Genomic DNA, 25,048 nt, shown 5'->3' on the forward strand with positions numbered 1-25,048 from the left:
GGGGGGGGGGGGGGGGCCCCCCCCCCCCCCCCCCCCCCCCCCCCCCCCCCCCCCCTCTCCACCTGCCGGCTACTTGTCGGCGGTGAGCTTCCCGGCGGCGCCCCAGCTCTCCGCCGGCACCTCGTGGATCCACACCTGCACGGTCTCGGCGGGGATCTTGTACGCGTCGACGAAGGCGTCCGTGACCCGCTGGACCAGGTCCCGCTTCAGCTCGACATCGCGCGGACCCTGCTGGATGGTGACGATCGGCATGACCGAACTCCCTTGAGTGACGTTGCCCTTCCGGTGCACCAAGTTCACCGCGGCGCGCGTCCCCGACCAAGAAGCACTCCGCGACCGCAGCGATCAGCCTTCGTGATCGCCGCAGGCCAGCAGCAGTTTCTTCAGGTGCGGGGTGGGGTCGGCCACCGGTACCGCGAGGCCCGTGGACAGGGCCAGTCCGGGGGCGCGGAAGGGGACGTAGGCCACCCGGGGCGTGTGCAGCACGCGCGCGTGGGAGGCGTAGACGACCGTCCACAGGGGCCGGGCCCCTATGGTGGCCAGCGTGTCCTGGAGGGAGCGGTTGGCCGGCCCCGGTACGGGCTCGAACCCGGCCGCATGGCAGGCCCCGACGACCAGGTCGACCAGGGCCGGGTTGACGCGGCGCGGGACCAGGGCGAGGGGCAGCTCGGCCAGGTCGGCGAGGTCGATCTCGGCCCGTGCGGCCAGCGGGTGCGCGGCGGGCAGGGCGGCCACCAGCGGGTCCGGCCACAACGGCAGCACCCGCACTCCGGGCGGGGGTTCGGCGGCCCGGACGAACGCCGCGTCCAGCCGGCCGTCGGCGACCCTGGCCAGCCGTTCGGCGACGGGCAGCGAGAACAGGTCCACGGCCACGTCCGGCGCCCGCTCGGCGAACCCGCCGAGCACCCGGTCCAGATGGGTGCCGAGCCCGGTGCTGGTACCGAGCCGCAGCCCGGCCGGCGCCGCCACGGCCGCCCGGGCCTTCTCCGCCGCCGCCAGCACCGTCCGCGCCTCGGGCAGCAGCCGCTCCCCCGCGGCCGTCAGCCGCACCCGGCGCGGCGAACGGTCGAACAGCGCGGCACCCAGCTCCCGCTCCAGCCGCTGTATCTGCTGGCTGACCGCCGACTGCACGATGTGCAGCTTCTCGGCGGCCCGCCCGAAGTGCAACTCCTCGGCGACGGCGACGAAATAGCTGAGCTGGCGCAGTTCCATGCGCCCGACTGTAGAGGGCCGCCGGGCCGGCCGGGACGGCCCGAGCCCGGCTCACCTCTCATGCGTGCTCGGGCGGGTTGATCCGCGAGGTGTCGATCGCGGAGGCGGAGGTGCCCCACTTGGCGAGGATCCGGGCGTAGGTGCCGTCCTTGATCAGCTCGTTGACGGCGGCCTGGAAGGCCTTGGTGAGCGGGGAGCCCTTTCGGAAGGCGAAGCCGACGTCGAGTCGGTGGTACTCGCCGAGGAAGGTGGTCTGTGCGGCGGGCTGGGCCGCCTGGTAGCGCAGTCCGTTGATGGTCGACATGATCACGTCGATGCGGCCCTGCTGGAGTGCGGTGAGGGTCGCCGCGTTCTCCGAGTAGACCTTCACGTCGTACGGCTTCTTGCCCGCCTTCGCGCACACGCCCTTCTGCGCGGTGAGGGTCGCCTCGAAGGTGGTGCCGGCCCCGGTGCCGATGGTCAGCCCGCACAGCTGGGTGAGGTCGGTGACCTTCTTCCTGAGCGCGGTGCTGCCCTTCTTCACCGCGAAGCCCTGGCCGTCGTTGATGTAGGTGACGAAGTCGACGCTCTTCAGGCGTGCGGTGGTGACGCCGAAGTTGCCGGTGCCGACGTCGTACTTGCCGCTGCCGAGCGCGGGCAGGATCGTCTCGAAGGAGGCGTCCTGGCGCAGCAGCCTGACGCCGAGCACCTTGGCGACCGCGTCGGCGAGGTCGATGTCCTGGCCGGCGGGGGCCTTGTCCGGGCCGTTCGGGTAGTACGCCCCGGGCGGGTAGCCGACCGCGCTGCCGACCCGCAGCGTGCCCGCCTTGCGGACGCTCGCCGGCAGCAGGGCGGCCACGGAGTCCACCGTGTGCACGGCGGCGACCGGGTCGTCGGTCGGCGCGGGAGCGGCCTGGGCGCCCACCACCCCCGTGCCACCGGAGCCGCTGCCGCAGGCGGTCAGCGTCAGGAGCGGCAGCAGGGCGAGGGCGGCCGCGGTGCGCAGGCGGGTTCCGACGACGCGAGCCAGTGATGTCATTCGGCCACCGCCGTGAGGGTGCGCGTCTCCTGGGCCGTCCGCTCGGCGTCGCGCTTGGCGACCTCCTCGCGGACGATCGGGATGACGTACCGGCCGAAGTCGATGGCGTCGTCCAGCAGGTCGTAACCGCGGGCGGAGAGGATGTCGACGCCGAGGTCGTAGTAGTCCAGCAGGGCCTGGGCGACCGTTTCCGGGGTGCCGACCAGGGCGTTGGAGTTGCCCGCGCCACCCGTGGCGGCGGCGGTGGCGGTCCACAGGGCCCGGTCGTAGCGCTCGCCCTCCTCGGCGATGGCGATCAGCCGCTGCGAGCCGGTGTTCTCCGGGGTTCCGCCGGGGCGCCGCCGCCCCAGGCCCGCCCCGTGCCGCTCCCGGATGGCACCGACCGTGCGGTGGGCCTTCTCCCAGGCCAGTTCCTCGGTCGGGGCGATGATCGGCCGGAACGCCACCTGGATGCGCGGCACGTCGCTGCGGCCCGCGGCCCGCGCGGCGGCCTTGACCTGCTCGATCTGCTCGGCGGTCCGCGCCAGCGGCTCGCCCCACAGGCAGTAGATGTCCGCCTCGGCGCCCCCGGCGGCGTACGCGGCGGGTGACGAGCCGCCGAACGAGACCTTCGGGCGGGGCTGCTGCACGGGGAAGACGTCGCTGACGAAGTCGTGGAAGCGGTAGTGCTCGCCCTCGTGGTCGAAGGGCTCGTGGCTGGTCCAGATCTTCTTGACGATCCGGATGTACTCGCGGGTGCGGGCGTAGCGCTCGTCCTTGGTGAGGGTGTCGCCCTCCCGGCCCTGCTCGTGGTCGTTGCCGCCGGTGATGAAGTGCACGGTCAGCCGGCCCTCGCTGATCTGGTCGAGGGTGGCGAAGGTCTTGGCGGCGAAGGTCGGGTACGAGACGTTCGGGCGGTGGGCGAGCAGGATCTGGAGCCGGTCCAGCCGGCTCGCGATGTACGCGGCGGCCGGCGCCGGGTCCGGCGATCCGGAACCGTAGGCGAACAGCACCCGGTCCCAGCCGTGCTCCTCGTGCGCACGGGCGAGCCGGAGCGTGTACTCCTTGTCGAAGGCGGCGCCGGAGCGCGGGGTGGTCTCGGAGCCGTCGTTGGTGGCGGCGATGCCGAGGAACTCCACGGGCATGGAAGATGGCCTTTCCTCAGGTCCTTGGCGAACGTGCTGGGGTGCCGTGTTCCGGCCGGCACGCGGGTACGGCGGGACAGCCCTCTCGGCGGCCGGGTGTGCCGGCGCGGCGCGGAGCGCTGGGATACGGGGGTGACGTGATGTGATGACGCCGGGGCGGGCGGGGGTGGCGGCAGAGGTGTCGACGCGTCCGGGCGACGGTGCCACGCGCAGGAGGACTCGGCCCGCGACGGGGTGACCGAGGGAGGGAAGGGCCGGTCAGACGGCCCGCTGCCGCATCAGGCGCAACACGCTGCGGACCACACCCGACCGAAGTCGATGTGGTCACGGGTGACCAGACGTTGATCGGCATCCATGCGATTAATTGAGCAGTACATCTGGCGTTCCGTCAACCATGTCCCGCCTGGTGGACCGGAGTTGAGCGGCCTCCGTGTGGTTGACACATCCGCACGGCGGGACCCTACGATCGGGGCCGGACCGGCTTGGCCGCGCGCGGCAGCCGGTACCGGCCGCGTTGAGGGACGCGGCGAGCGTGATGACGCCGGAACCGGGCCGACCGCCCCTGCCCCCGCGCCCTGTCCGCGCGGATTTCCTGACCGTGTGTGCCGCCGGGTGGTCACCCGTGCCCGCACGTCCCTCCCCCTGGAGAACCCCTGATGGTTTCGCCGTCCGACATCACCGACTCCTCCCGCCTCCCGGCGTCCGTCCCGCCCGTAGAAAGCCCGCAGACCCCCGGCCCCGGCGCCCCCGAGGACCTGCCGCGCATCGTGCCGCGCCGGCACCTCGGCCGACTGCTGACCGGCGGCGCCGCGCTGCTGGTGTTCGCCATGGTGGTCGGCTCCGTGGTCCGCAACCGCGCCTTCCAGTGGGACGTGGTCGGCCAGTACTTCACCACCGGCGCCGTCCTCGACGGGCTGCTGCTCACGCTCTGGCTGACCGGCGTGGTCACGGTGCTCGGCTTCCTGCTCGGCACCTTCCTGGCCGTGATGCGGCTGTCCGCCAACCCCGTGCTGCGCGCGCTGAGCTGGGGCTATGTGTGGATCTTCCGGTCCACCCCGCTGCTGGTGCAGCTGCTGTTCTGGTTCAACATCGGGGCCCTGTACCCGACGCTCGGCCTCGGCATCCCGTTCGGGCCCCAGTTCGTCACCGTCAAGACGGTCAACCTGCTCGGCCCCACCCTCACCGCCGTCATCGGGCTGACCCTGCACGAGGCCGCCTACGCCGCCGAGGCGGTACGCGGCGGCATCCTCTCGGTGGACGCCGGCCAGACGGAGGCGGCCCAGGCCCTCGGCATCGGCCGGCTGCGCACCCTGCGCCGGATCGTCGTCCCGCAGGCGATGCGCTCCATCGTCCCGACCGCCGGAAACATGCTGATCGGCACCTTGAAGGGCACCAGCATCGTCAGCGTGCTGGCCGTGCACGACCTGCTGTACTCGGTGCAGTTGGTCTACAACCAGACGTACCAGGTCATCCCGCTGCTGCTGGTCGCCACCCTCTGGTACATCGCCGTGACGTCCGTGCTGAGCGCGGGCCAGTACTACGTGGAGCGGTACTACGCCCGCGGATCCGCCCGCTGAACGGCCCCGCGGCGTAATCTTTCCTACATTCCCTATCGAATTACTGGGGAATCATTGACGGCCTCCCCGGAAGGTGCGCAGGATGGTGCGCATGTCCCACACGCAGCAACGACTCGTTCGTCGTCGGCATGTCGACTTTGGTCACGTCGTCAGCGCCGCCTGCTGTCGCGCGTAGCGCACGCGCCCGACACCCCGCGTGCCACACGGTTCCTTCTCCTGACGCAACGTTCGAAGGACGACCGCATGACCACGGCACTGCCCCACCCTTCCGGCCCCTCGGCCGTTCAGCTCCCCGACACCCGCCGCCTCCGCCTCGTCGGCGACTTCCCGCAGGGCGGCAGCTCCCCGCAGGACGATGGCGAGGCGAACGGTTCCCCTCGCCTCGTCGGCTACCTCGTACTGGTGCCCGAGGGCACCGATCCCGCCCGGCTCTTCGCCAAGGGCGTCACCCCGCCGGAGATCCGGCCGGTCGCCTACCCGGAGCCGCCTCCCGCGCCACCGGCCGGAGACGGTGTCGTCCGCATCGATCCGGCGCGCCGTGCCGCGGAGGTGGACGGCCGCGAACTCGACCTGACCTACCTGGAGTTCGGGTTGCTGTCCCATCTCGTCCGGCAGCCCCACCAGGTGCACACCCGCGAGCAGTTGATGGCCGGCATCTGGGGCTACGACCACATCGGCGACGGCCGCACGGTGGACGTCCACATCGCGCGCCTGCGCCGCAAGCTGGGCGCCGCTCACCGGCACCGGATCGTGACCGTACGACGCGTGGGCTACAAGTACGTGCCCGACCGGCAGGCGAGCGCCGACACCGCGCCCTGCCTTCGACCGTGAGGAGACCATGACCATGGGCGTTGCCACCGCGCCGTGCGCACCCGACGCGGAGTCCGGGCGGACCGGGCCCGGCCGTGCGCACTGGCTGCGCGTGGCCCGCGAGACCGCGGACGACCTGGCCACGGACGCGGTGGTCCGGGAGCAGGCGGGCAAGACCCCGTTCGACGAGGTCTCCCGCCTGCGCGAGGCCGGACTGCTGACACTCCTCGCCCCGGCCGAACACGCGGGCGGCGGCGCGGACTGGCCCACCGCCTACGCCGTGGTCCGCGAGATCGCCGCGGCCGACGGCGCGATCGGTCAACTGCTCGGCTGTCACTACTTCCTGTCGTGGTGCGCGCCGTTCTTCGCACAGGCCGACCTCGCCGACCGGGTCGAGCGGCAGTCCGCGGCGGAGCAGTGGTGCTGGGGCGGCGGCCTCGCCCGTCAGGAAGCCCCCCTGACGCTGTCCAGGAAGGGTGGCGGCCAGGTGCTCGACGGCCGGCAGAGCTACGCCACCGGGGTACTGGTCGCCGACCGTCTCGCCGTGCGGGCCGTGCGGGCCGACACCGGCGAGCCGCTCGCCGTCGTCGTCGATCCCGCCCGGCCCGGCGTGCGGATCGACGCCGACCCCGACGCCTTCGGCCAGCGGCTCGCGGCCGGCGGGAGTGCCGAGTTCGACGCCGTACCGGTCGCCGCCGACGACATCCTCGGTTCCCTGTCCGCGGACGAGGACGTCCTGTCGCCGCTGGCCGCCCTGGCGTCCCCGGTCGCGCGCCTGCTCTCCGTCCAGCTCCGTGTGGGCATGGCCGAGGGCGTGCTCGCCGAGGCCCGGGAGTACAGCCGGGCGGGCCGCTCGCCCTGGCCGGCCGGCTGGGCCCAGGACCCGCACGCACTGGCCGTCTACGGCGAACTCACCGTCCTCACCCGGTCCGCGTCCGCCCTCGCCGACCAGGCGCTGGACGCCGTGCACAGCGGGCTGGGGCGCGGTGCGGACCTGACCTACGACGAGTCCGCGGAGATCTCGGTCCTGGTGGCGCTGGCCGAGGCCGCCGCCTCCCGGGCCGCGCAGGAGTCCACCTCCCGCGCCCTCGACATCGTCGGCGTCCGCTCCGCCTCCTCGGGGCTGGGCTTCGACCGCTTCTGGCGCAATGCCCGGACCCACACCCTGTACGAACCCGTCGCCCACCGGATCCGCGAGGTCGGTGACTATTTCCTCAACGGCGGACACCCTCCGTTCGCCCTGCCCATCTGATCGCGGCACGTCACCTGCGTCCGGCCCCGGCCTGCGGTGACGGCCGGAGCCGTACGGAATAATGGACACATGCGGATCTCAGCCAGAGCGGACTACGCGGTACGTGCCGCGCTCCAGCTCGCCGCGTCGCGGGACGACGGTCCGATGAAGGCCGAGGCCATCGCCGACGCCCAGGACATCCCGCACAAGTTCCTCGAGAGCATCCTGAACGACATGCGCCGGGGCGGCCTCGTCATCAGCCAGCGCGGTGGCAACGGCGGCTACCGGCTGGCCAGGCCCGCCGAGTCGATCAGCATCGCCGATGTCATCCGGGTCGTGGACGGACCGCTGGTCTCGGTGCGGGGGGTCCGCCCTCCGGAGCTGTCCTACAGCGGTCCCGCCGAGTCGCTGCTCCTGCTGTGGATCGCGCTGCGGTCCAATGTGCGCGAGATCCTCGACGGTGTGTCCCTGGCCGATGTCGCCTCCGCCCGGCTGCCCACCGAGGTGTCCGCGCTGACCGATGCCCCGGGGGCGTGGGGAAACCCCTGACACACTGAGCCATTCCCGGCCTCGTCCCGAAAAGTGAGATGAGGTCGTCCAGCATGCGAACCCCCTCTTGGGATGGGCGCCGGCTTCTGCCACGATCCCCACCAGCCAGGTAGGAAAGCTAGGGAAGTGGGGGTGGCCATGGGAGCGCTGAGCTGCGCTGACCGGGTGCTGCCCGTGCTGACCTCGCGTCGTCATATCGACTTCGGCCGTACGTCGACGTCCCTCTGTCGGCCGGTCTGAGACCTCAGCACGCCGTTGCACACCTCTTCGACCGCCCTTCCTTTCCTGAGAGGACACCTCCGTGTCTGCCGCAAGACCGCACGCCACCCTGCGCACCCTCGCCGCCGTCGCCGCTCTCCCCCTCCTGCTCACCGCCTGCGGGTACGGATCCCACTCCACCGACGACGGGAAGAAGACCGCGGTCCCGGCGGGCGCCAAGAAGCTCTCCGCCGACGAGGTGAAGATCGGCTACTTCCCCAACCTCACGCACGCCACCGCCCTCGTGGGCGTCCAGGAGGGCCTGTTCCAGAAGGAACTCGGCGGCACCACCATCAAGACGTCCACCTTCAACGCGGGCCCCTCCGAGATCGAGGCGCTGAACGCCGGCTCCATCGACATCGGCTGGATCGGCCCCTCCCCGGCGATCAACGGCTACACCAAGTCGGCCGGCAAGAACCTGCGCATCATCGGCGGTTCCGCCTCCGGCGGCGTCAAGCTCGTCGTCAACCCGAAGAAGATCACGTCCCTGAAGGACGTCAAGGGCAAGAAGATCGCCACCCCGCAGCTCGGCAACACCCAGGACGTGGCGTTCCTCAACTGGATCTCCGACCAGGGCTGGAAGGTCGACGCGCAGAGCGGCCAGGGCGACGTCTCCGTCGTCCGCACCGACAACAAGATCACCCCGGACGCCTACAAGTCCGGCTCCATCGACGGCGCCTGGGTGCCGGAGCCGACCGCGTCCAAGCTGGTCGCCGAGGGCGGCAAGGTGCTGCTGGACGAGGCGTCGCTGTGGCCGGACAAGAAGTTCGTGATCACGAACATCGTCGTACGCCAGAGCTTCCTGAAGGAGCACCCGGACGTCGTCCAGGCCGTGCTGCGCGGCTCGGTGAAGACCAACGAGTGGATCAACGCCAACCCGGAGAAGGCCAAGGCGTCCGCCAACGCGGCGCTGAAGGAGCTGTCGGGCAAGGCGCTGCCGGCCAAGGTCATCGACCCGGCCTGGAAGTCCGTCACCTTCCTCGACGACCCGCTGGCCGCCACCCTCAGCACCGAGGCGCAGCACGCGGTGAAGGCCGGTCTGCTGGACAAGCCCGACCTGAAGGGCATCTACGACCTCCGTCCGCTGAACCAGGTCCTCAAGGCCGAGGGCAAGAAGGAGGTCGACGACGCCGGTCTCGGCGTCGGATGACGGTACCGCCTCCGCTCAGGGCACCCCGTCGCAGACCGACGGGAGCCAGGTCAGGTCCGGGGTGTGGGACAGGGTGTCCAAGGAGCGGAGCAGGGCGGGCAGGCGGTCGGGGTGGGCCAGGAACTCGATGGTCGCCTCGGCGAAGGCGTCGCGTACCGCCGGCGGCATCGCGTCGGAGGCGTCGAAGCAGTGCACCGCCTGATGGTCGAGGAGGGTCTCGGCGAGTGAGCGGTGCCAGGCCGGGCCGGCGGCGCCCGGGGCGGGCTGGGCCCGCACGTCGGCGGAGAACCCGGACTCCTTGGCGCTCCAGGCGCGTTGGGCGTCGGCCGAGGCGAGGTAGCGGATCAGCTGCCGCGCCTGCGGGGTGGCGTGCAGCAGGGCGACCAGGTCGCCGGAGACCTCCCAGGCATCCGTCGCGGTGGCCCCCGGGAGGAAGCGGGCCGAGGGCTCGTAGCGGCCGTCGGCCCCGGTCCAGGGCTGCCGGTTGCGGACGAACGACGCCTGGTGCTCCAGCAGGCAGCCCCGGGGGGTGTCGGCGACCGGCCTGGACGCCCGGTCGTACGGCGTGCCGAGGGCCCGGCGGACCAGGGCCTTGTCGCCACCCGCGCCGACCAGTGCGCCCCAGGTCGTCCAGGCCCGGCGTACCGGCTTCGACTGCCAGGGCAGCTCGCCGCGCGCCCACCGCTGGTAGACGCCCGGGCCGTACTGCTGGAGCAGGATGTCCTCGATCCAGTCCGTGCCGGGCCAGCCGCTGGTGGCGCCGGAGCCCAGGCCGACGCACCACTGGGCGGGCTGCCGCGCGGCCTGGCGGCGCCGGTGCTCGTCGGTGCCGGCCGGGTACCAGACGATGCTCTTCAGATCGGCCTTGAGCGGGAACCAGTACACGTGCCCGGCCTGCGGTGTGGTCCAGGAGGTGCCGAAGTCCTCCTCGGGGATGAGGCCTTCGAGCGGGTGGAGCTGCTTCTGCCGGGCGTAGGAGGCGAGTTCGCCGGGGCCGGTCAGCACCACCACGTCGGGCGGTGTGCCGGACTCCACGTCGGCGCCGAGCACCTGGCTCTCGGCGGAGCTGCCCTGGTAGTCGACATGGATGTGGTAGGTCCGCTCGAAGGGCGCGATGACCGCGTCGCGGAAGTTCCCCGCGTCGCTGCCGGTCCAGTTGGCGAGCAGGGTGACGGTCGGCTGCTGCCCCAGGGCGCGGGCGCCCAGCACGAGGCCGGCCGCGAGCACGACCAGACAGCTCGCCACGGCGACGAGGGCGCGGCCGAGCCGGCGCCGGGGTGCGCCGCCGGCCGGTGCGGGGCCGTTCCGGTGCGCGCTCACCGGGGCCTGAACCGGTACTCGTCGATGTGCCGCCTGAGGCCCGTCTCGGCCAGTGCCATGAGCAGAGCGCCTCCTGTCAGGATCCACACCGCGGCCGCGGCGCGGAAACCGGTGTCCATGAGGTACGAGGCGGTCCGCCGCCCCGCGTCGGTGATGGCCGGCCCGGTCAGCGGCCGGTCGAGCAGGGCCCGGGTGTCCGCCATTCCGGCGTGGGTCCACACCGTGAACAGCAGCAGGGTGGCCAGTCCGCCCAGCAGCAGGGTGCCGGCCGCGAGCAGCCCCCGGTTCCAGCGGCGCCGGAAGCGGCGGCGCAGGAAGAGCTGGGTCTCCACCAGTGCGGCGGCGAGCGCCAGGGCGAGCAGCAGGGTCGCGCACCAGCCGAGCCGGAGCAGCGGGCCGAAGGAGGTCTGGCGGTGCACGGTGGCGCGCTGCCGGTCCTGGAGGGCCGTCAGACGGGACAGTATCCCGGTCCCGTGGTCCTTGAGGATGCTGGTCGCGTAGGCGAGGTAGGCCTCGCGCAGCAGGGTGTCGTCGGAGCGCAGCTGTGCCTGCTGGACCTTGACGGCGTAGACGGTGATAAGTCCGGTGACCGTCTGGAGCGACTGGCGGTCCGCGGTGCCGCCGGCGTCGTCGGCGGCGGCCGCCGACAGGCTTTGCAGGGCGACCGCGATCTGCTTCTGGAAGTCGCTGGTCGGCGCGGCCGCGGTCGCGTCCTGCTGGGCCCGGCCGAGGGCGTACACCGCGGTGTCGAGGGACAGCACGGCCGGCGCGCTGGAGGTGCGCAACGGGTTGGCGTCCCCGTGCACCCCCTCGTAGGACAGGAACAGCGACAGGGTGAGCAGGGCCGACAGCGCGAGCAGCAGGCGGTGGCGTACGGCGAGGTCGTGGGCGGTGGTGCTGCCGCCCTGCGTACCCGCGCCCGCGCCGAGGCCCAGCAGACGGGCGAGGGCGCGGCGGGACGGCGTGACGGCGGCTCCCGGGGTGCTGACCGGTGTGTTCATCGGTGGGGTGGCCAGGGTGTTCATGCGGGCGGCTCCCTCAGCAGGCGTCCGCAGTCGCCGCCGCAGTAGACCGAGTCGGCCGGGCCCAGCCAGTGGCAGTCCGGGCACTCGACGAGGGCGTCGGCCGGGGCGGCCGGCGGCGCGGGGGCGGCGGACGGGGCCGGGGAGGCGGCGGGCGGGGGCGGGGTCGTCATCGCGCTGGAGAGGATCAGGTGCTGCCAGTCGACGTCCTTGAGGCCGGCGCGGACGCGGCCGGTGCCCGGTCCGTCCTCGATCTGCCGCAGCGCGGCCAGGAGTTGGGTGTCACCGAGGTCGGCGGCCAGCCCCAGCGCCCGGGCGAGGTCGCGGTCGGCCGCGGCCCGGCCGTGCGGTCCGCGCAGCCAGGCCCGGTAGGCGCGGGCCACGGCGGCGCTCGCCTGCTGGTACAGCTCCAGCCGGTGCACCCCGGGATGCCGGCGCGAGGCGTCGCGCGGATAGCCGGTCCAGCGCACCAGGATCGGCTTCGGTGCGGGCAGCCGTACCGGGCGGCCGAACTCGGGTACGACGACCTCCACGGCGGCGAGCTGGAGGTCCTCCTCGGTCTCCCGGCCGGAGGGGTCCGCGGCCAGCACCACCTGGAAGTGCCGGACCTCGTCGCCCCAGGCCCGGGTGACGTACTCGGCGCCGCGCTGCCCGGATCCGGTGGGGGCGGCCAGGAGTTCCTGCTCGCTCGGCACCACCTGGGTGACCCGGCGGACGACCGTGCCGGGGGTGGGGGTGAGCCGGATGCGCAGTTCGGGTACCGCCGTGCCCAGCAGCCCGGTCATCAACTCCTCGTACGCCGCTGTCAGTTCGGACTCGTGGCGGACGGCGTGGGCGCGGCCGTGCAGCCGCCGGGTGATGCGCAGCAGCAGGTCGGCGTCCCAGTCGTCGCCGAGTCCCCAGGCGTCGCAGACGAACCGGCCCTCGCAGGCGTCGAGGACGGTGTCCAGCGGCAGGGCGGACTGCTCGTCGTGCTCGTTGCGTCCGTCGGTGAGCAGCAGGACGTGTTTGATCGGCGCGGGCTGGTCCTTGAGCAGCCGGCGGGCGAGGTCGAGCCAGGTGCCGATGGCGGTGCCGCCGTCCGCGTCCAGGATCCGTACGGCCCGTTCGGCGGCGGTGCGTTCGGCCGGCCCGGCGACCGCCATCACCGCGCGGTCCGGGCCGGGGTGCACCACGGTGGCGTCGAACCGGCCGGAGAGAACGGCGAAGGCGGCCCCCTCGGGCAGCTTGCGGACCGCCGCGACGGTGGCGTCCTTGGCCGCGTGCAGCTTGTCGGCCGGGTCGAGCATCGAGCGCGAGGTGTCGACGATCAGCACCTCGGCGAGCGCCGCCCCGGCCCCGTGGGCGGGCCCGGCGGCCAGGCCCGGTCCGCCGTGCCCGTGGACGCCGATCTCCAGGATGGCGTGCATCTCCCGGTCGGGCGGCTGCCCGGGCTCGACCGGGCCGACGGGCAGCTCCTTGTGCTGGCCGACCTCCAGCGTCACCTCGATGTCCTGGGCCCCGGTCGTCACTGCGTCCCCCCACGTGGTCACGGGTGTGGTCAGAAGGTGCTCATCGGCCGGACCGCGTGGGCCAGGTCGAGCAGCCGGCCGTGTTCGCCGGCGGTACGGGCCTGCGCGGCGAGCTGCCGGAAGGAGTGCTCCAGCAGGGTGCGCAGGCTGTCCTCGTCGCCGGGCCCGAGGAGCGGTCCGGCCGGGAACTCCGGTCCCCAGCCCTGCTCGGGCCGGCCGTACAGGGCGTTCTCCCGGACCTCGGCGACCAGCCGGGCCCGGGACTCGCCGTCGGCGGCACCGCCGTCCAGCCGCAGCTCGGGCAGGCGCCGGGCGGCGTCCTGCAGGTCGGCCGGGGTGGGCGGGGTGCCGTGCAGGATGCCGGCGCGGACGCGGACGGCGGCGATGCGGGCGGCGTCGTGGTGCCGGGAGGTGGCCGGGACCTCGTCGAGCACGCGGACGGCGGCGTCCCGGTCGCCGCCGGCCAGATGGGCGCGGGCCAGGCCGAACGCGGCGGCGGTGTGCGCGAAGTCCCGTTTCCACACGGCCTCGTAGAAACGCATGGCCCGCACCGGCCGCCGCCGGGCCCGCCCGCCGGCGGGGTCCGCCGCGTCGCGTCCGGCCTCCTGGCCTGCGGGCGGGGCCGCCGCCGCGGGGCGGGCCGCGTGTTCGGCGCAGTAGCCGAGGGCGAGCTTCGGCGCGCACTCCCCCGGCAGGGCGCCGTAGACGGCGTCGAAGCGGGCGCCGGCCTCGCCGGTCTCGCCCCTGCTGAGGTGCAGGACGCCGTGGTGCCAGGCGATGCGCCAGTCGTGGGCGGCGGCGCGTTCGCCGAGCAGGGTCTCGGCCTCGGCGAGCCAGGTCTCGGCCGCGGCCTGCTCGCCCCGCCTGAGGTAGGCGCGGCACAGCCACAGCGCCGTCTCGGGGGTGCCGAGCCGGGACTCGCGGGGCCACTGCCGGGCGACCCGGTCGGGCGCGTCGGGCGGGAAGGTGTCGAGGAGCAGGGCGGCGCCGTCGCCGGGGTCCGGGACCGGCTCCGGCAGGGCGCCGGCGACCTCGGCCGCGGCGGGCGGCGAGATGTCCAGGCCGAGCGGGTGCTCGCCGGGGCGGCCGGTCCAGTGGTCCAGCGCCGGGATCGCGCCGAGCCCGGCGTCGAGGCTGGCGCCGATGGCCCGGAACCGGGTGGAGCTCTCCGGCAGCTGCTCGCCGAACTGGAGCGAACGGAACTCCCGCAGCACCTCCCAGAGTTGCCGGGACATCTCGGCGGCCGAGCGGAACCGGGCGCGGGGTTCGGCGTGGGTGGCGCGGTCGACGAGGCGGCGGAAGGAGTCGGAGGCGAGACCGCGGGCCGGTTCGATGTCCCGGGCCAGGGCCTGGAGGGTCATGCCGACGGCGTAGAGGTCGCTGTCCACGCGCCAGCCGCGGCGGTCGATCTCCTCCTCCGGCGGGGCGAAGGTGGCCGTGTACACATACGCCGAGCTGCGGTCGCCGATCGCGCGGACCGCGCCGAGGTCGATGACCTTGACGGCCCGCCCGAAGTGGATGACGTTGGCGGGCTTCATGTCGCAGTAGAGCAGGCCGCGTTCGTGCATGTACTGGAGGGCGCCGAGGATCTTGCAGCCGTAGGTGAGGACGTGGTCGAGACGGGGGCGGCCGTGGAAGATCCGCTCGGCGTCGGGGGCGTCGAAGAGCTGCTGGAGGGAGCGGCCGCGGATGTAGTCCATGACCAGGTAGCCGGTGGTCGGGCCGCCGGGGGCGCGGTGTTCGGCGTAGGTGATGATGCGGACGATGTCGGGGTGGTGCAGCTCGGTCAGGGAGCGGCGTTCCTCCACCGCGGTGCGCCGGGCGAGTGCGTCGTGGACGTTGATCTGACTCTTGAGGACGACCTGGTGGCCCTCGGCGCGGGTGTCCTCGGCGAGGTGGATCCAGCCGAGGCCGCCGTGGGCGAGGCAGCCGAGCACCCGGTAGTGGCCGGCGACGATGTCGCCCGGGTGCAGTTGCGGGAGGAAGGAGTAGGGGGTGCCGCAGCGGGGGCAGCGGCCGGTGGGGCGGGCGGGCTGGCCGCCGTAGCCGACGCCGATGGTCATGGTGCAGCCGTTCGCGCCGCAGCGGCGGCCGCCGGTGGGCGGGCGGGGGTCGGTGACGAGGACGTCGTCGGGGGCCGGGACCTCCGGCAGGACGACCAGTCCGTGCTGGTCGAGGTCGCCGACGCCGGCGACGGCGTGCACGGCGGGCGGGCCGGCCGGCTCCTCGGCGGAGGCGGCCGGCGGGGCCGCGGCCCGGGGCGGGACCGTCGGTTCGCTGCGCGGTTCGATGTGCCGGTGTCCGCAGGTGTCGCAGAAACCGGTGCCCATGATGCGTCCCGCGCAACCGGGCCGGACACACGAGGTCACGATCCGCCCTCCTCTCGGGGCGCGCCGGCGGGATCGCCGGAACCTGCTGAGGCGGTGCGTTCGGCGGGGGCCGCGGGCCCGGAGCAGAAGGAGAGGAAGCGGTCGACCGCCGTCTCCGCCTGTTCGAGGTCGCAGGGGGTCTGCCGCAGCACGGTCAGGGCCTGTTCGTAGAGCTGGTAGGCGGCCAGCAGGCGGTCGCCGTCCGCGGCGCGCTGCCGGCACAGCGGCCAGGCGGCGCCGACCCGGCCCTGGAGGTCCCCGCGGCGGCGCAGCCGGGTGTCGAGTGCCGCGAGGGCCTGTTCCAGCCGCTGCCGGCGGCGTTCGGCGGCGTCCTCGAAGGTGAACAGCAGGTCGGCACGGCCGGGTTCGCGCTCGTGGGCGGGGGCGTGGGCGACCCAGGCGCGCAGCATCCCGGAGCGCCGTACCGCCGCCTCGGCCTGGTCGAAGAGGTGCCGGGTGCCGGGGGCGGGCAGGACGCGGTCGCGGTGCGCGTCCAAGGACGGGCCCAACACGTCGACGACATGGTCGAGTTCGGCGAGCAGCCGGGCCCAGCGGTCGTGCAGCGGCCGGGTGACGAGGGACTCGGCGGCCTCGGCGGCGGGGCCCTCGGGGGCGCGGAACACCAGCAGCAGCCGGGCGCCGTGCCGGGCGAGCCGGTCCAGCAGGCCGAGCAGGGCGGCGGGTTCGGCGCAGCGGTCGATGCCGACCAGGACGGCGGCGAGCGGGACGCGCAGGGTGCCCAGCCGTTCGGGCCGGGGGTCGTCCCGGATGCCGAGGCGTTCGGCGATCCGGTCCATCACCTCGGCGGCCGTCGACTCCTCGACGTCCAGGGCCAGGTCGTGCGCGCCGGCCGGAGGCACGGTCTCGGGCGGGTCCTGGCTGACGGCGCTGGTGTGGTGCCGGGTGCGCAGTTCGCGGTCGGCGAGGGTGACGGCCCGTTCGAGGGTGAAGGCGCGGTCGCCGCCGACGGGGACGACGGTGACCAGCACCGGCCAGCCCTCGCCGCGGTACCAGGAGGCGAGTTCGGTGGCGAAGGGCAGGTCGAGCCGCCCGGCGGTGTCCCGGGCGCCGCTGCGCAGCCGCGGGTCGACGGCCTCGGCGCCGTCGGTCCAGGCGGCGACCTGCGGCAGATGGCTGAGGATGGTCTCGGTGGGGCTCATGTAGCTGAAGGCGGAGGGGGCCGGCCCGTCGTCCACGCTGAGGACGATGCCGATGACCCGGTCGGTGGCATGGTCGACGACACCGCCGCCGCTGAAGCCGTCGGCGGCTAATTCCCCGGGGGTGAGCGGGCGCAGCTGCACCTGGCTGTCCCGGCCGCGGGCGGCGACCAGGGTGGCGCCGTGCCAGCGGCCGCCCTCGTCGCCGTCCGGGAAGCCGTACATGCTCACGGGTCCGTGCGGTGCGGCGAGCCGGTACAGCCGGGTGGCGTGCCCGGCGGGCAGCGGCCTGGTCAGGCGCAGCAGGGCGAGGTCACCGCTGCGGTCGCCGAAGGCGTCCTCGCTCTGCGGCACGTACTCGTCCGGGCGGACCGTGGCGGGTACGGCGGAGAGGCCGGGGACGCCGACGAGCCGGACGGTGTAGAGGCGGCCGGGCTGGACCACATGGGCGGCGGTGAGCACCCGGTCGGCGGCGAGCAGCACGCCGGCGCCGAGGACCCGTCCGTCGGGCGCCTCGACGCGGGTGATCCAGGTCGGTGTGCGTAACCGACCGTTGACGGCTCGCTCCCCCGTGCGCGTCATTTTTCCGAGGCTACTCCGAGTGCCCGTCCGGTACTACTGGTGTGCACGGGGTCGTGGCGGATGGCCGGGGGCCTGGGCGAGCGGGTGCGGGACGGGACGGCTGCGGCCCCCGGTGGACGCCCGGCGGGCGGGTCGCCGCGCGGTGCGAACACGCGGGCCGGCGGCGGTCATTGCCTACGATCGTGCCGTGCCCACCTTCTCCCTCGTACGTACGGCGCCCCTCCCCGTGGCGGAGGCCTGGCGCCGGCTCACCCAGTGGCCCCGCCACGCCGACGCGGTCCCGCTGACCCGGATCAGGGTGCTCACGCCCGCGCCGACCGGGGAGGGCACGCGGTTCGTGGCGCGTTCCGGCGTCGGCCCGCTGGCCTTCGACGATGTGATGGAGGTGACGGTGTGGCGGCCGCCCGCCGACGGCGAGGGCGGGCTGTGCCGGCTGGAGAAGCGCGGCCGGGTGATTCTCGGCTGGGCCGAGATCGAGGTCGGGCCGGGGCCCGGCGGCCGCGCCCGGGTGGTGTGGCGGGAGGAACTGCGGGTCCGCTTCCTGCCGCGCGCCTTCGACGGCGTACTGGAGCGGGTGGCCCGTACGACGTTCGGGCGGGCGGCGAACCGGTTGCTGCGGCGGCCCTGAACGGGCCGGTGGGTCAGTCCTTGCGGCCTGTCACCGCCACCGTGACGCCCAGGCCGATCATCGTCAGGCCGCCCGCCCCGCCGACCGCGGCGAGCCGCCGGGGTGACCGGGCGAACCAGTCCCGGGCGGCGGAGGCGGCCAGGCCCCAGACGCTGTCGCAGGCGAGGGCGAGGACGTTGAAGACCAGTCCGAGCAGCAGCATCTGGGCCGGGACGTGCCCCTGCTCGCGGTCCACGAACTGGGGCAGGACGGCGGCGAAGAAGACCATGGTCTTGGGGTTGGCCACGCCGACGGCGAACCCCTCCCAGAGGGTGCGCAGGCCGCCGTGGGCCGGGGCGCCGGGCCCGGTGAACGCGGCCCGCAGCGAGCCGCGTTGCCGCCAGGCCCTGATGCCCAGGTACACCAAATAGGCGGCGCCCGCGAGCTTCAGGGCGGTGAAGACGAGGAGCGAGCGCTCCACGAGCGAGCCGACGCCGAGGGCCACGGCGGTCACCAGGACGTACGCGCCGAGCGTGTTGCCGATGACGGTGGTCAGCGCGGCCCGGCGGCCGTGCGCCAGGGCCCGGCCGATCACGAACAGCACGCTGGGGCCCGGCACCACGATGAGCAGCAGCGACAGTGCCGCGAACGCGGCCAGCCGGTCGGAGGACAGCATGTCCTCATGCAATCCGGGCCGGCCGCACGGGGCAAACCGTTTTCCGGTGTCCGCTCAGGCCACCGAGCCGATCCGTCCCGCCGGCCGCGCGGCGGCGTCGTGGTGGATCGGGGTGTGCGCGCCGGTCAGGGAGACCCCGCTGCCGCCACGCCGGTGGGCGACGATCTCCGCGCCGATCGACAGGGCCGTCTCCTCCGGCGTACGGGCGCCGAGGTCGAGACCGATCGGGGAGTGCAGCCGGGCCAGCTCCAGCTCGGTGACGCCGACCTCGCGCAGGCGTTCGTTGCGCTCCAGGTGGGTGCGGCGGGAGCCCATCGCACCGACGTAGGCGACGGGCAGCCGCAGGGCCAGCTGAAGCAGGGGTACGTCGAACTTGGCGTCGTGGGTGAGCACGCACAGGACGGTACGGGCGTCGACCTCCGTGCGCTCGAGGTACTTGTGGGGCCACTCGACGACGATCTCGTCCGCCTCGGGGAAGCGGGTCCGCGTGGCGAAGACCGGGCGGGCGTCGCAGACCGTGACGTGGTAGCCGAGGAATTTGCCGACGCGGACCAGCGCCGAGGCGAAGTCGATCGCGCCGAAGACGATCATCCGGGGGGCGGGGACGGAGGACTCGACCAGGACGGTGAGCGGGGCGCCGCAGCGCGAGCCCTGTTCGCCGATCTCCAGGGTGCCGGTCCGGCCCGCGTCCAGGAACGCGCCCGCCTCGGCGGCGACCGTGCGGTCGAGTTCGGGGTGTGCGCCGAAGCCGCCCTCGTGCGAGCCGTCGGGGCGGACGAGGAGGGCCCGGCCCGTCAGGTCGGCCGGACCCTCCACGATCCGCGCGACCGCCGCGGCCTCCCCACGGGCCGCGGCGGCCAGCGCGGCCGCGAGCACCGGCCGGGCGGGACCGTCCGCCCGGACCGGTGTGACGAGGATGTCGATGATGCCGCCGCAGGTGAGGCCGACGGCGAAGGCATCCTCGTCGCTGTAGCCGAAGCGTTCGAGGACGGTCTGCCCGTCCTCGAGCGCCTGCCGGCACAGCTCGTACACGGCACCCTCCACACATCCGCCGGAGACCGAGCCGATGGCGGTGCCGTCGGTGTCCACCGCGAGGGCGGCGCCGGGCTGGCGCGGGGCGCTGCCGCCGACGGCCACCACGGTGGCGACGGCGAAGTCACGGCCCTGCTCGACCCACCGGTTCAGCTCCTCGGCGATGTCCAGCATCTCTCGGTCTCCTTACGTGCGACGGGAAGGGTGGAGGGTGGGGCTAGTGCACGCCCAGCCAGCCCTCGATCGGATGCAGCGCGAAGTAGATCAGGAAGACCACCGTCAGACCCCACATGAAGGCGCCGATCTCGCGGGCCTTGCCCTGGGCGGACTTGATGGCCGTGTAGGAGATGACGCCCGCGGCGACACCGGTGGTGATGGTGTACGTGAAGGGCATCAGGACCACGGTCAGGAAGACGGGGATCGCGGTGGCGCGGTCGGCCCAGTCGACGTGCCGCGCGTTCATCATCATCATCGCGCCGATGACGACGAGGGCCGCGGAGGCGACCTCCTGCGGGACGATCGCGGTCAGCGGGGTGAAGAACAGACCCGCGGCGAACAGCAGGCCGGTGACGACCGAGGCGAGTCCGGTGCGGGCGCCCTCGCCGACACCGGTGGCGGACTCGATGAAGACGGTCTGGCCGGAGCCGCCCGCCACGCCGCCGATCGCACCGCCCATGCCGTCGATGAACAGCGCCTTGGACAGGCCGGGCATCCGGCCCTTGTCGTCGGCGAGCTCGGCCTCGGTGCCGACGCCGATGATGGTGGCCATCGCGTCGAAGAAGCCGGCCAGCACCAGGGTGAAGACGATCATGGTGATGGTCATCGCGCCGACCTTGCCCCAGCCGCCGAACTCGACGTGTCCGAGGAGCGAGAAGTCGGGCATGGAGACGGCGCTGCCGTGCAGTGCGGGCGCGCCGTTGGCCCACTGCCTGGGGTCGATGACGCCGATGCCGTTGAGGACCGCGGCGACGACCGTGCCGCTGACGATGCCGATCAGGATGGCGCCGGGGACGTTCCGGGCCTGGAGCATGAAGATCAGCAGCAGGGTGCCGGCGAAGAGCAGTACCGGCCAGCCGGTGAGCTGGCCCGCCGGGCCGAGGCTGAGCGGGGTGGCCTCGCCCTTGTGCACGAACCCGGACTTGTACAGACCGATGAGCGCGATGAACAGGCCGACGCCCATGGTGATCCCGTGCTTGAGCGCCAGCGGGATCGCGTTCATGATCATCTCACGCAGGCCGGTGACGACCAGCAGCATGATGACGACGCCGTACATCACACACATGCCCATGGCCTGTGGCCAGGTCATGTTGGGGGCGACCTGCGAGGACAGGACGCCGGACACGGAGAGGCCGGCGGCGAGGGCGAGCGGCACCTTGCCGACGAAACCCATCAGCAGCGTGGTGAAGGCCGCGGCGAGGGCGGTGGCGGTGATCAGGGCCTTCTGGCCGAGGGTGTCGCCGTGGACGTCCTTGCCGGACAGGATGAGCGGGTTGAGCAGGAGGATGTACGCCATCGCCATGAAGGTGGTGATGCCGCCGCGCACCTCGCGCGCGACGGAGGATCCTCGTCTGGATATGTGGAAGTACCGGTCGAGCCAGGACCGTCCGGCCGGGATGCGCGAGCCCTCGCCCGCTTCGTCGGCTGCGGTCCTGGGCTCCACTGACTGCTGGGTCATGGTGCCATCTCCCAAGGTTCACAGGGGCACCCGTACACGTTCTCTTCGAGGTACGGGATTTGGGAATGGACGACCCGGGGGACGGCCCAGGACGAACAAGGGTGGTGCTTCAAGGACCGCGAGCGGTGCGGAACTCAAAGGGTGGTTCCTCCGGGCGGCGCGGCGGAGTGTGTGACGTTCCCTGCGCCGCCCGGAGAGCCGTGCGGTGTTACGCGGTGCCCGTGAGGTGTTCCGGGCGCACGGGCGTCCGGTTCAGCTCCAGCCCGGTCGCGTTCCGGATCGCCGCGAGGACGGCCGGCGTGGACGACAGGGTCGGGGCCTCGCCGATGCCGCGCAGCCCGTACGGGGCGTGCTCGTCGGCGAGTTCGAGCACGTCGACCGGGATGGTCGGCGTGTCGAGGATGGTCGGGATCAGATAGTCCGTGAAGGAGGGGTTCCTGACCTTCGCGGTCTTCGGGTCCACGATGATCTCCTCCATCACCGCCACGCCCAGGCCCTGGGTGGTGCCGCCCTGGATCTGGCCGATGACGGAGAGCGGGTTGAGCGCCTTGCCCACGTCCTGGGCGCAGGCCAGCTCGATGACCTTGACCAGGCCCAGCTCGGTGTCGACCTCGACGACCGCGCGGTGGGCGGCGAAGGAGTACTGGACGTGTCCGTTGCCCTGGCCGGTGCGCAGGTCGAAGGCCTCGGTGGGGCGGTGCCGCCACTCCGCCTCGATCTCCACGACCTCGTCCTCCAGGACGTCGACCAGGTCGGCGAGGATCTCGCCGCCGTCGGTGACGACCTTGCCGCCCTCCAGCAGGAGTTCGGCCGTGGCCCAGGCCGGGTGGTAGGAGCCGAACTTGCGGCGCCCGATCTCCAGCACCCGCTCGCGGACCAGTTCGCAGGAGTTCTTCACCGCGCCGCCGGTGACATAGGTCTGCCGGGAGGCCGAGGTGGAGCCGGCGGAGCCGACCTGGGTGTCGGCGGGGTGGATGGTCACCTGGGTGACACCGAGTTCGGTGCGGGCGATCTGCGCGTGGACGGTGACACCGCCCTGGCCGACCTCCGCCATCGCGGTGTGCACGGTGGCGACGGGCTCGCCGTTGATGACCTCCATGCGCACCTTGGCGGTGGAGTAGTCGTCGAAGCCCTCGGAGAAGCCGACGTTCTTGATGCCGACCGCGTAGCCGACGCCGCGTACGACGCCCTCGCCGTGCGTGGTGTTGGACAGGCCGCCGGGCAGCTGCCGTACGTCGGCGCCCTCGCTGGACTCCCACTGGCGCTCCGGCGGGAGCGGCATCGCCTTGACGCGGCGCAGCAGTTCGGCGACCGGGGCGGGCGAGTCGACGGGCTGGCCCGTCGGCATGATGGTGCCCTGCTCCATCGCGTTCAGCTGCCGGAACTCCACCGGGTCCATGCCGAGCTTCGCCGCCAGCTTGTCCATCTGCGCCTCGTAGGCGAAGCACGCCTGGACCGCGCCGAAGCCGCGCATGGCGCCGCAGGGCGGGTTGTTGGTGTAGAGGGCGATGGCCTCGATGTCCACGTCGTCGATGACGTACGGGCCGACCGACAGGGAGGAGGCGTTGCCGACGACCGCCGGGGAGGCGGAGGCGTAGGCGCCGCCGTCCAGGACGATCCGGCACTTCATGTGCGTGAGCTTGCCGTCCCTGGTGGCGCCGTGCTCGTAGTAGAGCTTCGCCGGGTGCCGGTGGACGTGCCCGAAGAAGGACTCGAACCGGTTGTAGACGATCTTGACCGGCTTGCCGGTGCGCAGCGCCAGCAGGCAGGCGTGGATCTGCATGGACAGGTCCTCGCGGCCGCCGAACGCGCCGCCGACGCCGGCCAGGGTCATCCGCACCTTCTTCTCGGGCAGGCCGAGGACGGGCGCGATCTGGCGCAGGTCGGAGTGGAGCCACTGGGTGGCGATGTAGAGGTGGACGCCGCCGTCCTCCTCCGGGACGGCGAGGCCGGACTCGGGGCCGAGGAAGGCCTGGTCCTGCATGCCGAAGGTGTACTCGCCCCTGACGATGACGTCGGCCCGCTGGGCGGCCTCGTCCGCGTTGCCGCGGACGATCGGCTGGCGGTGCACGATGTTCGGGTGCGGGACGTGCCCGGAGTGGTGGTCGTCGCGGCCCTCGTGGACGAGGATCGCGTCCGGCGCGAGGGCCGACTTCTCGTCGGTGATCACCGGAAGCTCGCGGTACTCGACCTTGATCTTGGCGGCGGCGCGGCGGGCCGTCTCCGGGTGGTCGGCGGCGACCAGCGCGACCGGCTCGCCGTGGTGGCGTACCTTGCCGTGCGCGAGGACCGGGGTGTCCTGGATCTCCAGGCCGTAGTTCTTCACCTCGGTGGGCAGGTCGTCGTAGGTGAGTACGGCGTACACGCCCGCCATGGCCAGGGCCTCGGAGGTGTCGATCGAGACGATCTCGGCGTGCGCGACGGTGGAGCGCAGGATCTGGCCCCACAGCATGTCCTCGTGCCACATGTCGGACGAGTAGGCGAACTCGCCGGTGACCTTGAGGGTGCCGTCCGGGCGGAGCGTGGACTCGCCGATGCCGCCCTTGGTCTGGGAACCCTGCGTGATCTTCGTAGGGGCGCCGTTGGTGGGCATCGTCAGACCTCCTCGGACTGCCGCGCGGCGGCGAGACGCACCGCGTCCATGATCTTCTCGTAGCCCGTGCAGCGGCACAGGTTGCCCGACAGCGCCTCGCGGATGTCCGCGTCGGTGGGGTTCGGGTTGCGCTCCAGCAGCTCGTCGGAGGCGACGAGCAGACCCGGGGTGCAGAAACCGCACTGGACGGCGCCGGCGTCGATGAACGCCTGCTGGATCGGGGACAGCTCGGTGCCCTCGCCGGTCTGCGAGTCGGTGCCCTTGGCCTGCCAGTGCTGGGCGTCCTGAAGGGTCGTACCGCAGGCGCCGGAGGCGCAGCCGCCCTCGGCGCGCTGCTTGGCGTAGTCCGCGAGGCCCTCGACGGTCACCACGTCGCGGCCCTCGACCTGGCCGGCCGCGACCAGGCAGGAGCAGACCGGCACGCCGTCCAGGCGCACGGTGCAGGAGCCGCACTCGCCCTGCTCACAGGCGTTCTTCGAACCCGGCAGGCCGAGGCGCTCGCGCAGGACGTAGAGGAGGGACTCGCCCTCCCAGACGTCGTCGGCCTCCTGCGGACGTCCGTTGACGGTGAAGTTGACGCGCATTACGCAGCTCCCTCAGATGCGCGGCGGGCGCCGCGGTACGACTCCCAGGTCCAGGTGAGCGTCCGGCGGGCCATCACACCGACCGCGTGGCGGCGGTAGCTCGCGGTGCCCCGGACGTCGTCGATCGGGTTGCAGGCGGCCGAGCACAGCTCGGCGAACTGCTTGGCGACCGACGGGGTGATGATCTTTCCGTTGTCCCAGAAGCCGCCCTCTTCCAGGGCCGCGTTCAGGAACTCCTCGGCGGTCCTGGCCCGGACCGGGGTCGGGGCGGCCGAGCCGATGCCGGTGCGCACGGTGCGGGTCTCGGGGTGCAGCGCGAGACCGAAGGCGCACACGGCGATGACCATGGCGTTGCGGGTGCCGACCTTCGAGTACTGCTGCGGGCCGTCGGCCTTCTTGATGTGCACGGCGCGGATCAGCTCGTCGGGCTGGAGCGCGTTGCGCTTGACGCCGGTGTAGAACTCGTCGATCGGGATGAGCCGGGTGCCGCGGGCCGCCGACGCCACCTCGACCTCGGCGCCGGCCGCGAGCAGGGCGGGGTGGGCGTCCCCGGCGGGCGAGGCCGTGCCGAGGTTGCCGCCGACGCCGCCGCGGTTGCGGATCTGGGGGGAGGCGACGGTGTGCGAGGCGAGCGCGAGGCCCGGCAGCTCGGCACGGAGGTTCTCCATGATCCGGGTGTACGGGACGGAGGCACCGAGCCGCACGGCGTCCTCGCCGACCTCCCACTCGGAGAGATCGCCGATGCGGTTCAGATCGAGGAGGTACTCGGGCCGGCGGTGGTCGAAGTTGATCTCGACCATCACATCGGTGCCACCCGCAATCGGCACAGCGGTGGGGTGCTCGGCCTTCGCGGCGAGCGCCTCCTCCCAGCTGGCAGGGCGAAGGAAGTCCATGACCGGCTCTCTTCTTCGTCTCGTGGGTCGTACAGATTGAGCCAATCCGTGTGCGGCGGGCCCGGCTCGTTCATGTGCTGTTAACGCGGAGTGGACTC

Annotated in this window: 21 protein-coding genes; 6 read left to right on the forward strand and 15 right to left on the reverse strand. The window is 73.1% G+C overall.

Features of this window, described 5'->3' with window-relative positions:
* Positions 1 to 69: 69 nt before the first annotated feature.
* The 4 genes from dmpI to ACZ5CZ_RS07360 are packed head-to-tail and all read right to left on the reverse strand — an operon-like array spanning position 70 to position 3,354.
* Positions 70 to 291: a 4-oxalocrotonate tautomerase DmpI gene (dmpI, locus tag ACZ5CZ_RS07345; protein ID WP_385840842.1), complete on the reverse strand. Its 222-nt coding sequence runs from the start codon at positions 289 to 291 to the stop codon at positions 70 to 72.
* A 54-nt stretch (positions 292 to 345) separates the two neighbouring features.
* Positions 346 to 1,212 (reverse strand): LysR family transcriptional regulator, encoded by an 867-nt coding sequence (locus ACZ5CZ_RS07350; RefSeq protein WP_468940020.1) that lies wholly within the window; start codon positions 1,210 to 1,212, stop codon positions 346 to 348.
* A 58-nt stretch (positions 1,213 to 1,270) separates the two neighbouring features.
* On the reverse strand, positions 1,271 to 2,230 hold the full coding sequence (locus ACZ5CZ_RS07355) for an ABC transporter substrate-binding protein (protein WP_385840782.1): 960 nt from the start codon (positions 2,228 to 2,230) through the stop codon (positions 1,271 to 1,273).
* A complete protein-coding gene (locus tag ACZ5CZ_RS07360) occupies positions 2,227 to 3,354 on the reverse strand; it encodes an LLM class flavin-dependent oxidoreductase (protein WP_468940023.1) in 1,128 nt (375 codons plus the stop codon). The genes ACZ5CZ_RS07355 and ACZ5CZ_RS07360 overlap by 4 nt, the downstream gene beginning before the upstream one ends.
* 656 nt (positions 3,355 to 4,010) lie before the next feature.
* Between ACZ5CZ_RS07360 and ACZ5CZ_RS07365 the strand changes: the two genes are divergently transcribed.
* The 5 genes from ACZ5CZ_RS07365 to ACZ5CZ_RS07385 all read left to right on the forward strand — a co-directional run bounded on the left by ACZ5CZ_RS07365 (position 4,011) and on the right by ACZ5CZ_RS07385 (position 8,929).
* Positions 4,011 to 4,931 carry an amino acid ABC transporter permease gene (locus tag ACZ5CZ_RS07365; protein WP_385840780.1) on the forward strand — a complete coding sequence of 307 codons (921 nt, stop codon included), beginning with the start codon at positions 4,011 to 4,013 and terminating at the stop codon, positions 4,929 to 4,931.
* 243 nt (positions 4,932 to 5,174) lie between these two features.
* Positions 5,175 to 5,762: a winged helix-turn-helix domain-containing protein gene (locus tag ACZ5CZ_RS07370; protein WP_385840778.1), complete on the forward strand. Its 588-nt coding sequence runs from the start codon at positions 5,175 to 5,177 to the stop codon at positions 5,760 to 5,762.
* A gap of 13 nt (positions 5,763 to 5,775) precedes the next feature.
* On the forward strand, positions 5,776 to 6,993 hold the full coding sequence (locus ACZ5CZ_RS07375; RefSeq protein WP_385840841.1) for an acyl-CoA dehydrogenase family protein: 1,218 nt from the start codon (positions 5,776 to 5,778) through the stop codon (positions 6,991 to 6,993).
* Positions 6,994 to 7,062: 69 nt separating this feature from the next.
* On the forward strand, positions 7,063 to 7,521 hold the full coding sequence (locus tag ACZ5CZ_RS07380) for an RrF2 family transcriptional regulator (protein ID WP_385840777.1): 459 nt from the start codon (positions 7,063 to 7,065) through the stop codon (positions 7,519 to 7,521).
* A gap of 301 nt (positions 7,522 to 7,822) precedes the next feature.
* A complete protein-coding gene (locus ACZ5CZ_RS07385) occupies positions 7,823 to 8,929 on the forward strand; it encodes an aliphatic sulfonate ABC transporter substrate-binding protein (RefSeq protein ID WP_468940027.1) in 1,107 nt (368 codons plus the stop codon).
* Between the two features lie 15 nt (positions 8,930 to 8,944).
* Here the strand turns inward: ACZ5CZ_RS07385 and ACZ5CZ_RS07390 are convergent, their stop codons facing one another.
* From ACZ5CZ_RS07390 to ACZ5CZ_RS07410, 5 genes are read right to left on the reverse strand one after another with little or no spacing between them, the layout of a single operon-like run.
* Positions 8,945 to 10,249: an extracellular solute-binding protein gene (locus ACZ5CZ_RS07390; protein ID WP_468940030.1), complete on the reverse strand. Its 1,305-nt coding sequence runs from the start codon at positions 10,247 to 10,249 to the stop codon at positions 8,945 to 8,947.
* A complete protein-coding gene (locus ACZ5CZ_RS07395) occupies positions 10,246 to 11,274 on the reverse strand; it encodes a hypothetical protein (RefSeq protein ID WP_468940032.1) in 1,029 nt (342 codons plus the stop codon). Before ACZ5CZ_RS07395 ends, ACZ5CZ_RS07390 begins: the two co-directional genes overlap by 4 nt.
* Positions 11,271 to 12,782, reverse strand: a complete 1,512-nt coding sequence (locus tag ACZ5CZ_RS07400) for a vWA domain-containing protein (RefSeq protein ID WP_468940035.1) — start codon at positions 12,780 to 12,782, stop codon at positions 11,271 to 11,273. Before ACZ5CZ_RS07400 ends, ACZ5CZ_RS07395 begins: the two co-directional genes overlap by 4 nt.
* A gap of 29 nt (positions 12,783 to 12,811) precedes the next feature.
* Positions 12,812 to 15,151: a serine/threonine-protein kinase gene (locus ACZ5CZ_RS07405; protein WP_468940037.1), complete on the reverse strand. Its 2,340-nt coding sequence runs from the start codon at positions 15,149 to 15,151 to the stop codon at positions 12,812 to 12,814.
* The gene (locus ACZ5CZ_RS07410) at positions 15,148 to 16,890 is read right to left on the reverse strand and encodes a S1 family peptidase (RefSeq protein WP_468940040.1); all 1,743 of its coding nucleotides are present in this window, start codon (positions 16,888 to 16,890) and stop codon (positions 15,148 to 15,150) included. Before ACZ5CZ_RS07410 ends, ACZ5CZ_RS07405 begins: the two co-directional genes overlap by 4 nt.
* 187 nt (positions 16,891 to 17,077) lie before the next feature.
* Here ACZ5CZ_RS07410 and ACZ5CZ_RS07415 point away from each other — a divergent pair, with 187 nt between their 5' ends.
* Positions 17,078 to 17,518: an SRPBCC family protein gene (locus ACZ5CZ_RS07415; RefSeq protein WP_385840769.1), complete on the forward strand. Its 441-nt coding sequence runs from the start codon at positions 17,078 to 17,080 to the stop codon at positions 17,516 to 17,518.
* A 13-nt stretch (positions 17,519 to 17,531) separates the two neighbouring features.
* On the opposite strand, the gene ACZ5CZ_RS07420 is transcribed toward ACZ5CZ_RS07415, so the two are convergent.
* The 6 genes from ACZ5CZ_RS07420 to ACZ5CZ_RS07445 form a co-directional block, all read right to left on the reverse strand.
* Positions 17,532 to 18,173 carry a LysE family translocator gene (locus ACZ5CZ_RS07420; protein WP_385840768.1) on the reverse strand — a complete coding sequence of 214 codons (642 nt, stop codon included), beginning with the start codon at positions 18,171 to 18,173 and terminating at the stop codon, positions 17,532 to 17,534.
* 54 nt (positions 18,174 to 18,227) lie between these two features.
* Positions 18,228 to 19,379, reverse strand: a complete 1,152-nt coding sequence (locus ACZ5CZ_RS07425; RefSeq protein WP_468940043.1) for an XdhC family protein — start codon at positions 19,377 to 19,379, stop codon at positions 18,228 to 18,230.
* Positions 19,380 to 19,422: 43 nt separating this feature from the next.
* Positions 19,423 to 20,880, reverse strand: coding sequence for an NCS2 family permease (locus ACZ5CZ_RS07430; protein ID WP_468940045.1), 1,458 nt, complete (start codon positions 20,878 to 20,880; stop codon positions 19,423 to 19,425).
* 208 nt (positions 20,881 to 21,088) lie between these two features.
* On the reverse strand, positions 21,089 to 23,473 hold the full coding sequence (locus ACZ5CZ_RS07435; protein WP_385840765.1) for a xanthine dehydrogenase family protein molybdopterin-binding subunit: 2,385 nt from the start codon (positions 23,471 to 23,473) through the stop codon (positions 21,089 to 21,091).
* Positions 23,474 to 23,475: 2 nt separating this feature from the next.
* A complete protein-coding gene (locus tag ACZ5CZ_RS07440; RefSeq protein WP_385840764.1) occupies positions 23,476 to 24,057 on the reverse strand; it encodes a (2Fe-2S)-binding protein in 582 nt (193 codons plus the stop codon).
* Positions 24,057 to 24,950: an FAD binding domain-containing protein gene (locus ACZ5CZ_RS07445; protein WP_450787621.1), complete on the reverse strand. Its 894-nt coding sequence runs from the start codon at positions 24,948 to 24,950 to the stop codon at positions 24,057 to 24,059. The genes ACZ5CZ_RS07440 and ACZ5CZ_RS07445 overlap by 1 nt, the downstream gene beginning before the upstream one ends.
* Positions 24,951 to 25,048: the final 98 nt, after the last annotated feature.

It is taken from the genome of Streptomyces sp. NPDC031418, from assembly GCF_055581605.1.

Coding starts and splice junctions, on each gene's coding strand:
- ACZ5CZ_RS07350 (WP_468940020.1), bottom strand. CDS start 1,212: ATGGAACTGCGCCAGCTCAGCTATTTCGTCGCCGTCGCCGAGGAGTTG.
- ACZ5CZ_RS07355 (WP_385840782.1), bottom strand. CDS start 2,230: ATGACATCACTGGCTCGCGTCGTCGGAACCCGCCTGCGCACCGCGGCC.
- ACZ5CZ_RS07360 (WP_468940023.1), bottom strand. CDS start 3,354: ATGCCCGTGGAGTTCCTCGGCATCGCCGCCACCAACGACGGCTCCGAG.
- ACZ5CZ_RS07365 (WP_385840780.1), top strand. CDS start 4,011: ATGGTTTCGCCGTCCGACATCACCGACTCCTCCCGCCTCCCGGCGTCC.
- ACZ5CZ_RS07370 (WP_385840778.1), top strand. CDS start 5,175: ATGACCACGGCACTGCCCCACCCTTCCGGCCCCTCGGCCGTTCAGCTC.
- ACZ5CZ_RS07375 (WP_385840841.1), top strand. CDS start 5,776: ATGGGCGTTGCCACCGCGCCGTGCGCACCCGACGCGGAGTCCGGGCGG.
- ACZ5CZ_RS07380 (WP_385840777.1), top strand. CDS start 7,063: ATGCGGATCTCAGCCAGAGCGGACTACGCGGTACGTGCCGCGCTCCAG.
- ACZ5CZ_RS07395 (WP_468940032.1), bottom strand. CDS start 11,274: ATGAACACCCTGGCCACCCCACCGATGAACACACCGGTCAGCACCCCG.
- ACZ5CZ_RS07410 (WP_468940040.1), bottom strand. CDS start 16,890: ATGACGCGCACGGGGGAGCGAGCCGTCAACGGTCGGTTACGCACACCG.
- ACZ5CZ_RS07420 (WP_385840768.1), bottom strand. CDS start 18,173: ATGCTGTCCTCCGACCGGCTGGCCGCGTTCGCGGCACTGTCGCTGCTG.
- ACZ5CZ_RS07425 (WP_468940043.1), bottom strand. CDS start 19,379: ATGCTGGACATCGCCGAGGAGCTGAACCGGTGGGTCGAGCAGGGCCGT.
- ACZ5CZ_RS07430 (WP_468940045.1), bottom strand. CDS start 20,880: ATGACCCAGCAGTCAGTGGAGCCCAGGACCGCAGCCGACGAAGCGGGC.
- ACZ5CZ_RS07435 (WP_385840765.1), bottom strand. CDS start 23,473: ATGCCCACCAACGGCGCCCCTACGAAGATCACGCAGGGTTCCCAGACC.
- ACZ5CZ_RS07440 (WP_385840764.1), bottom strand. CDS start 24,057: ATGCGCGTCAACTTCACCGTCAACGGACGTCCGCAGGAGGCCGACGAC.
- ACZ5CZ_RS07445 (WP_450787621.1), bottom strand. CDS start 24,950: ATGGACTTCCTTCGCCCTGCCAGCTGGGAGGAGGCGCTCGCCGCGAAG.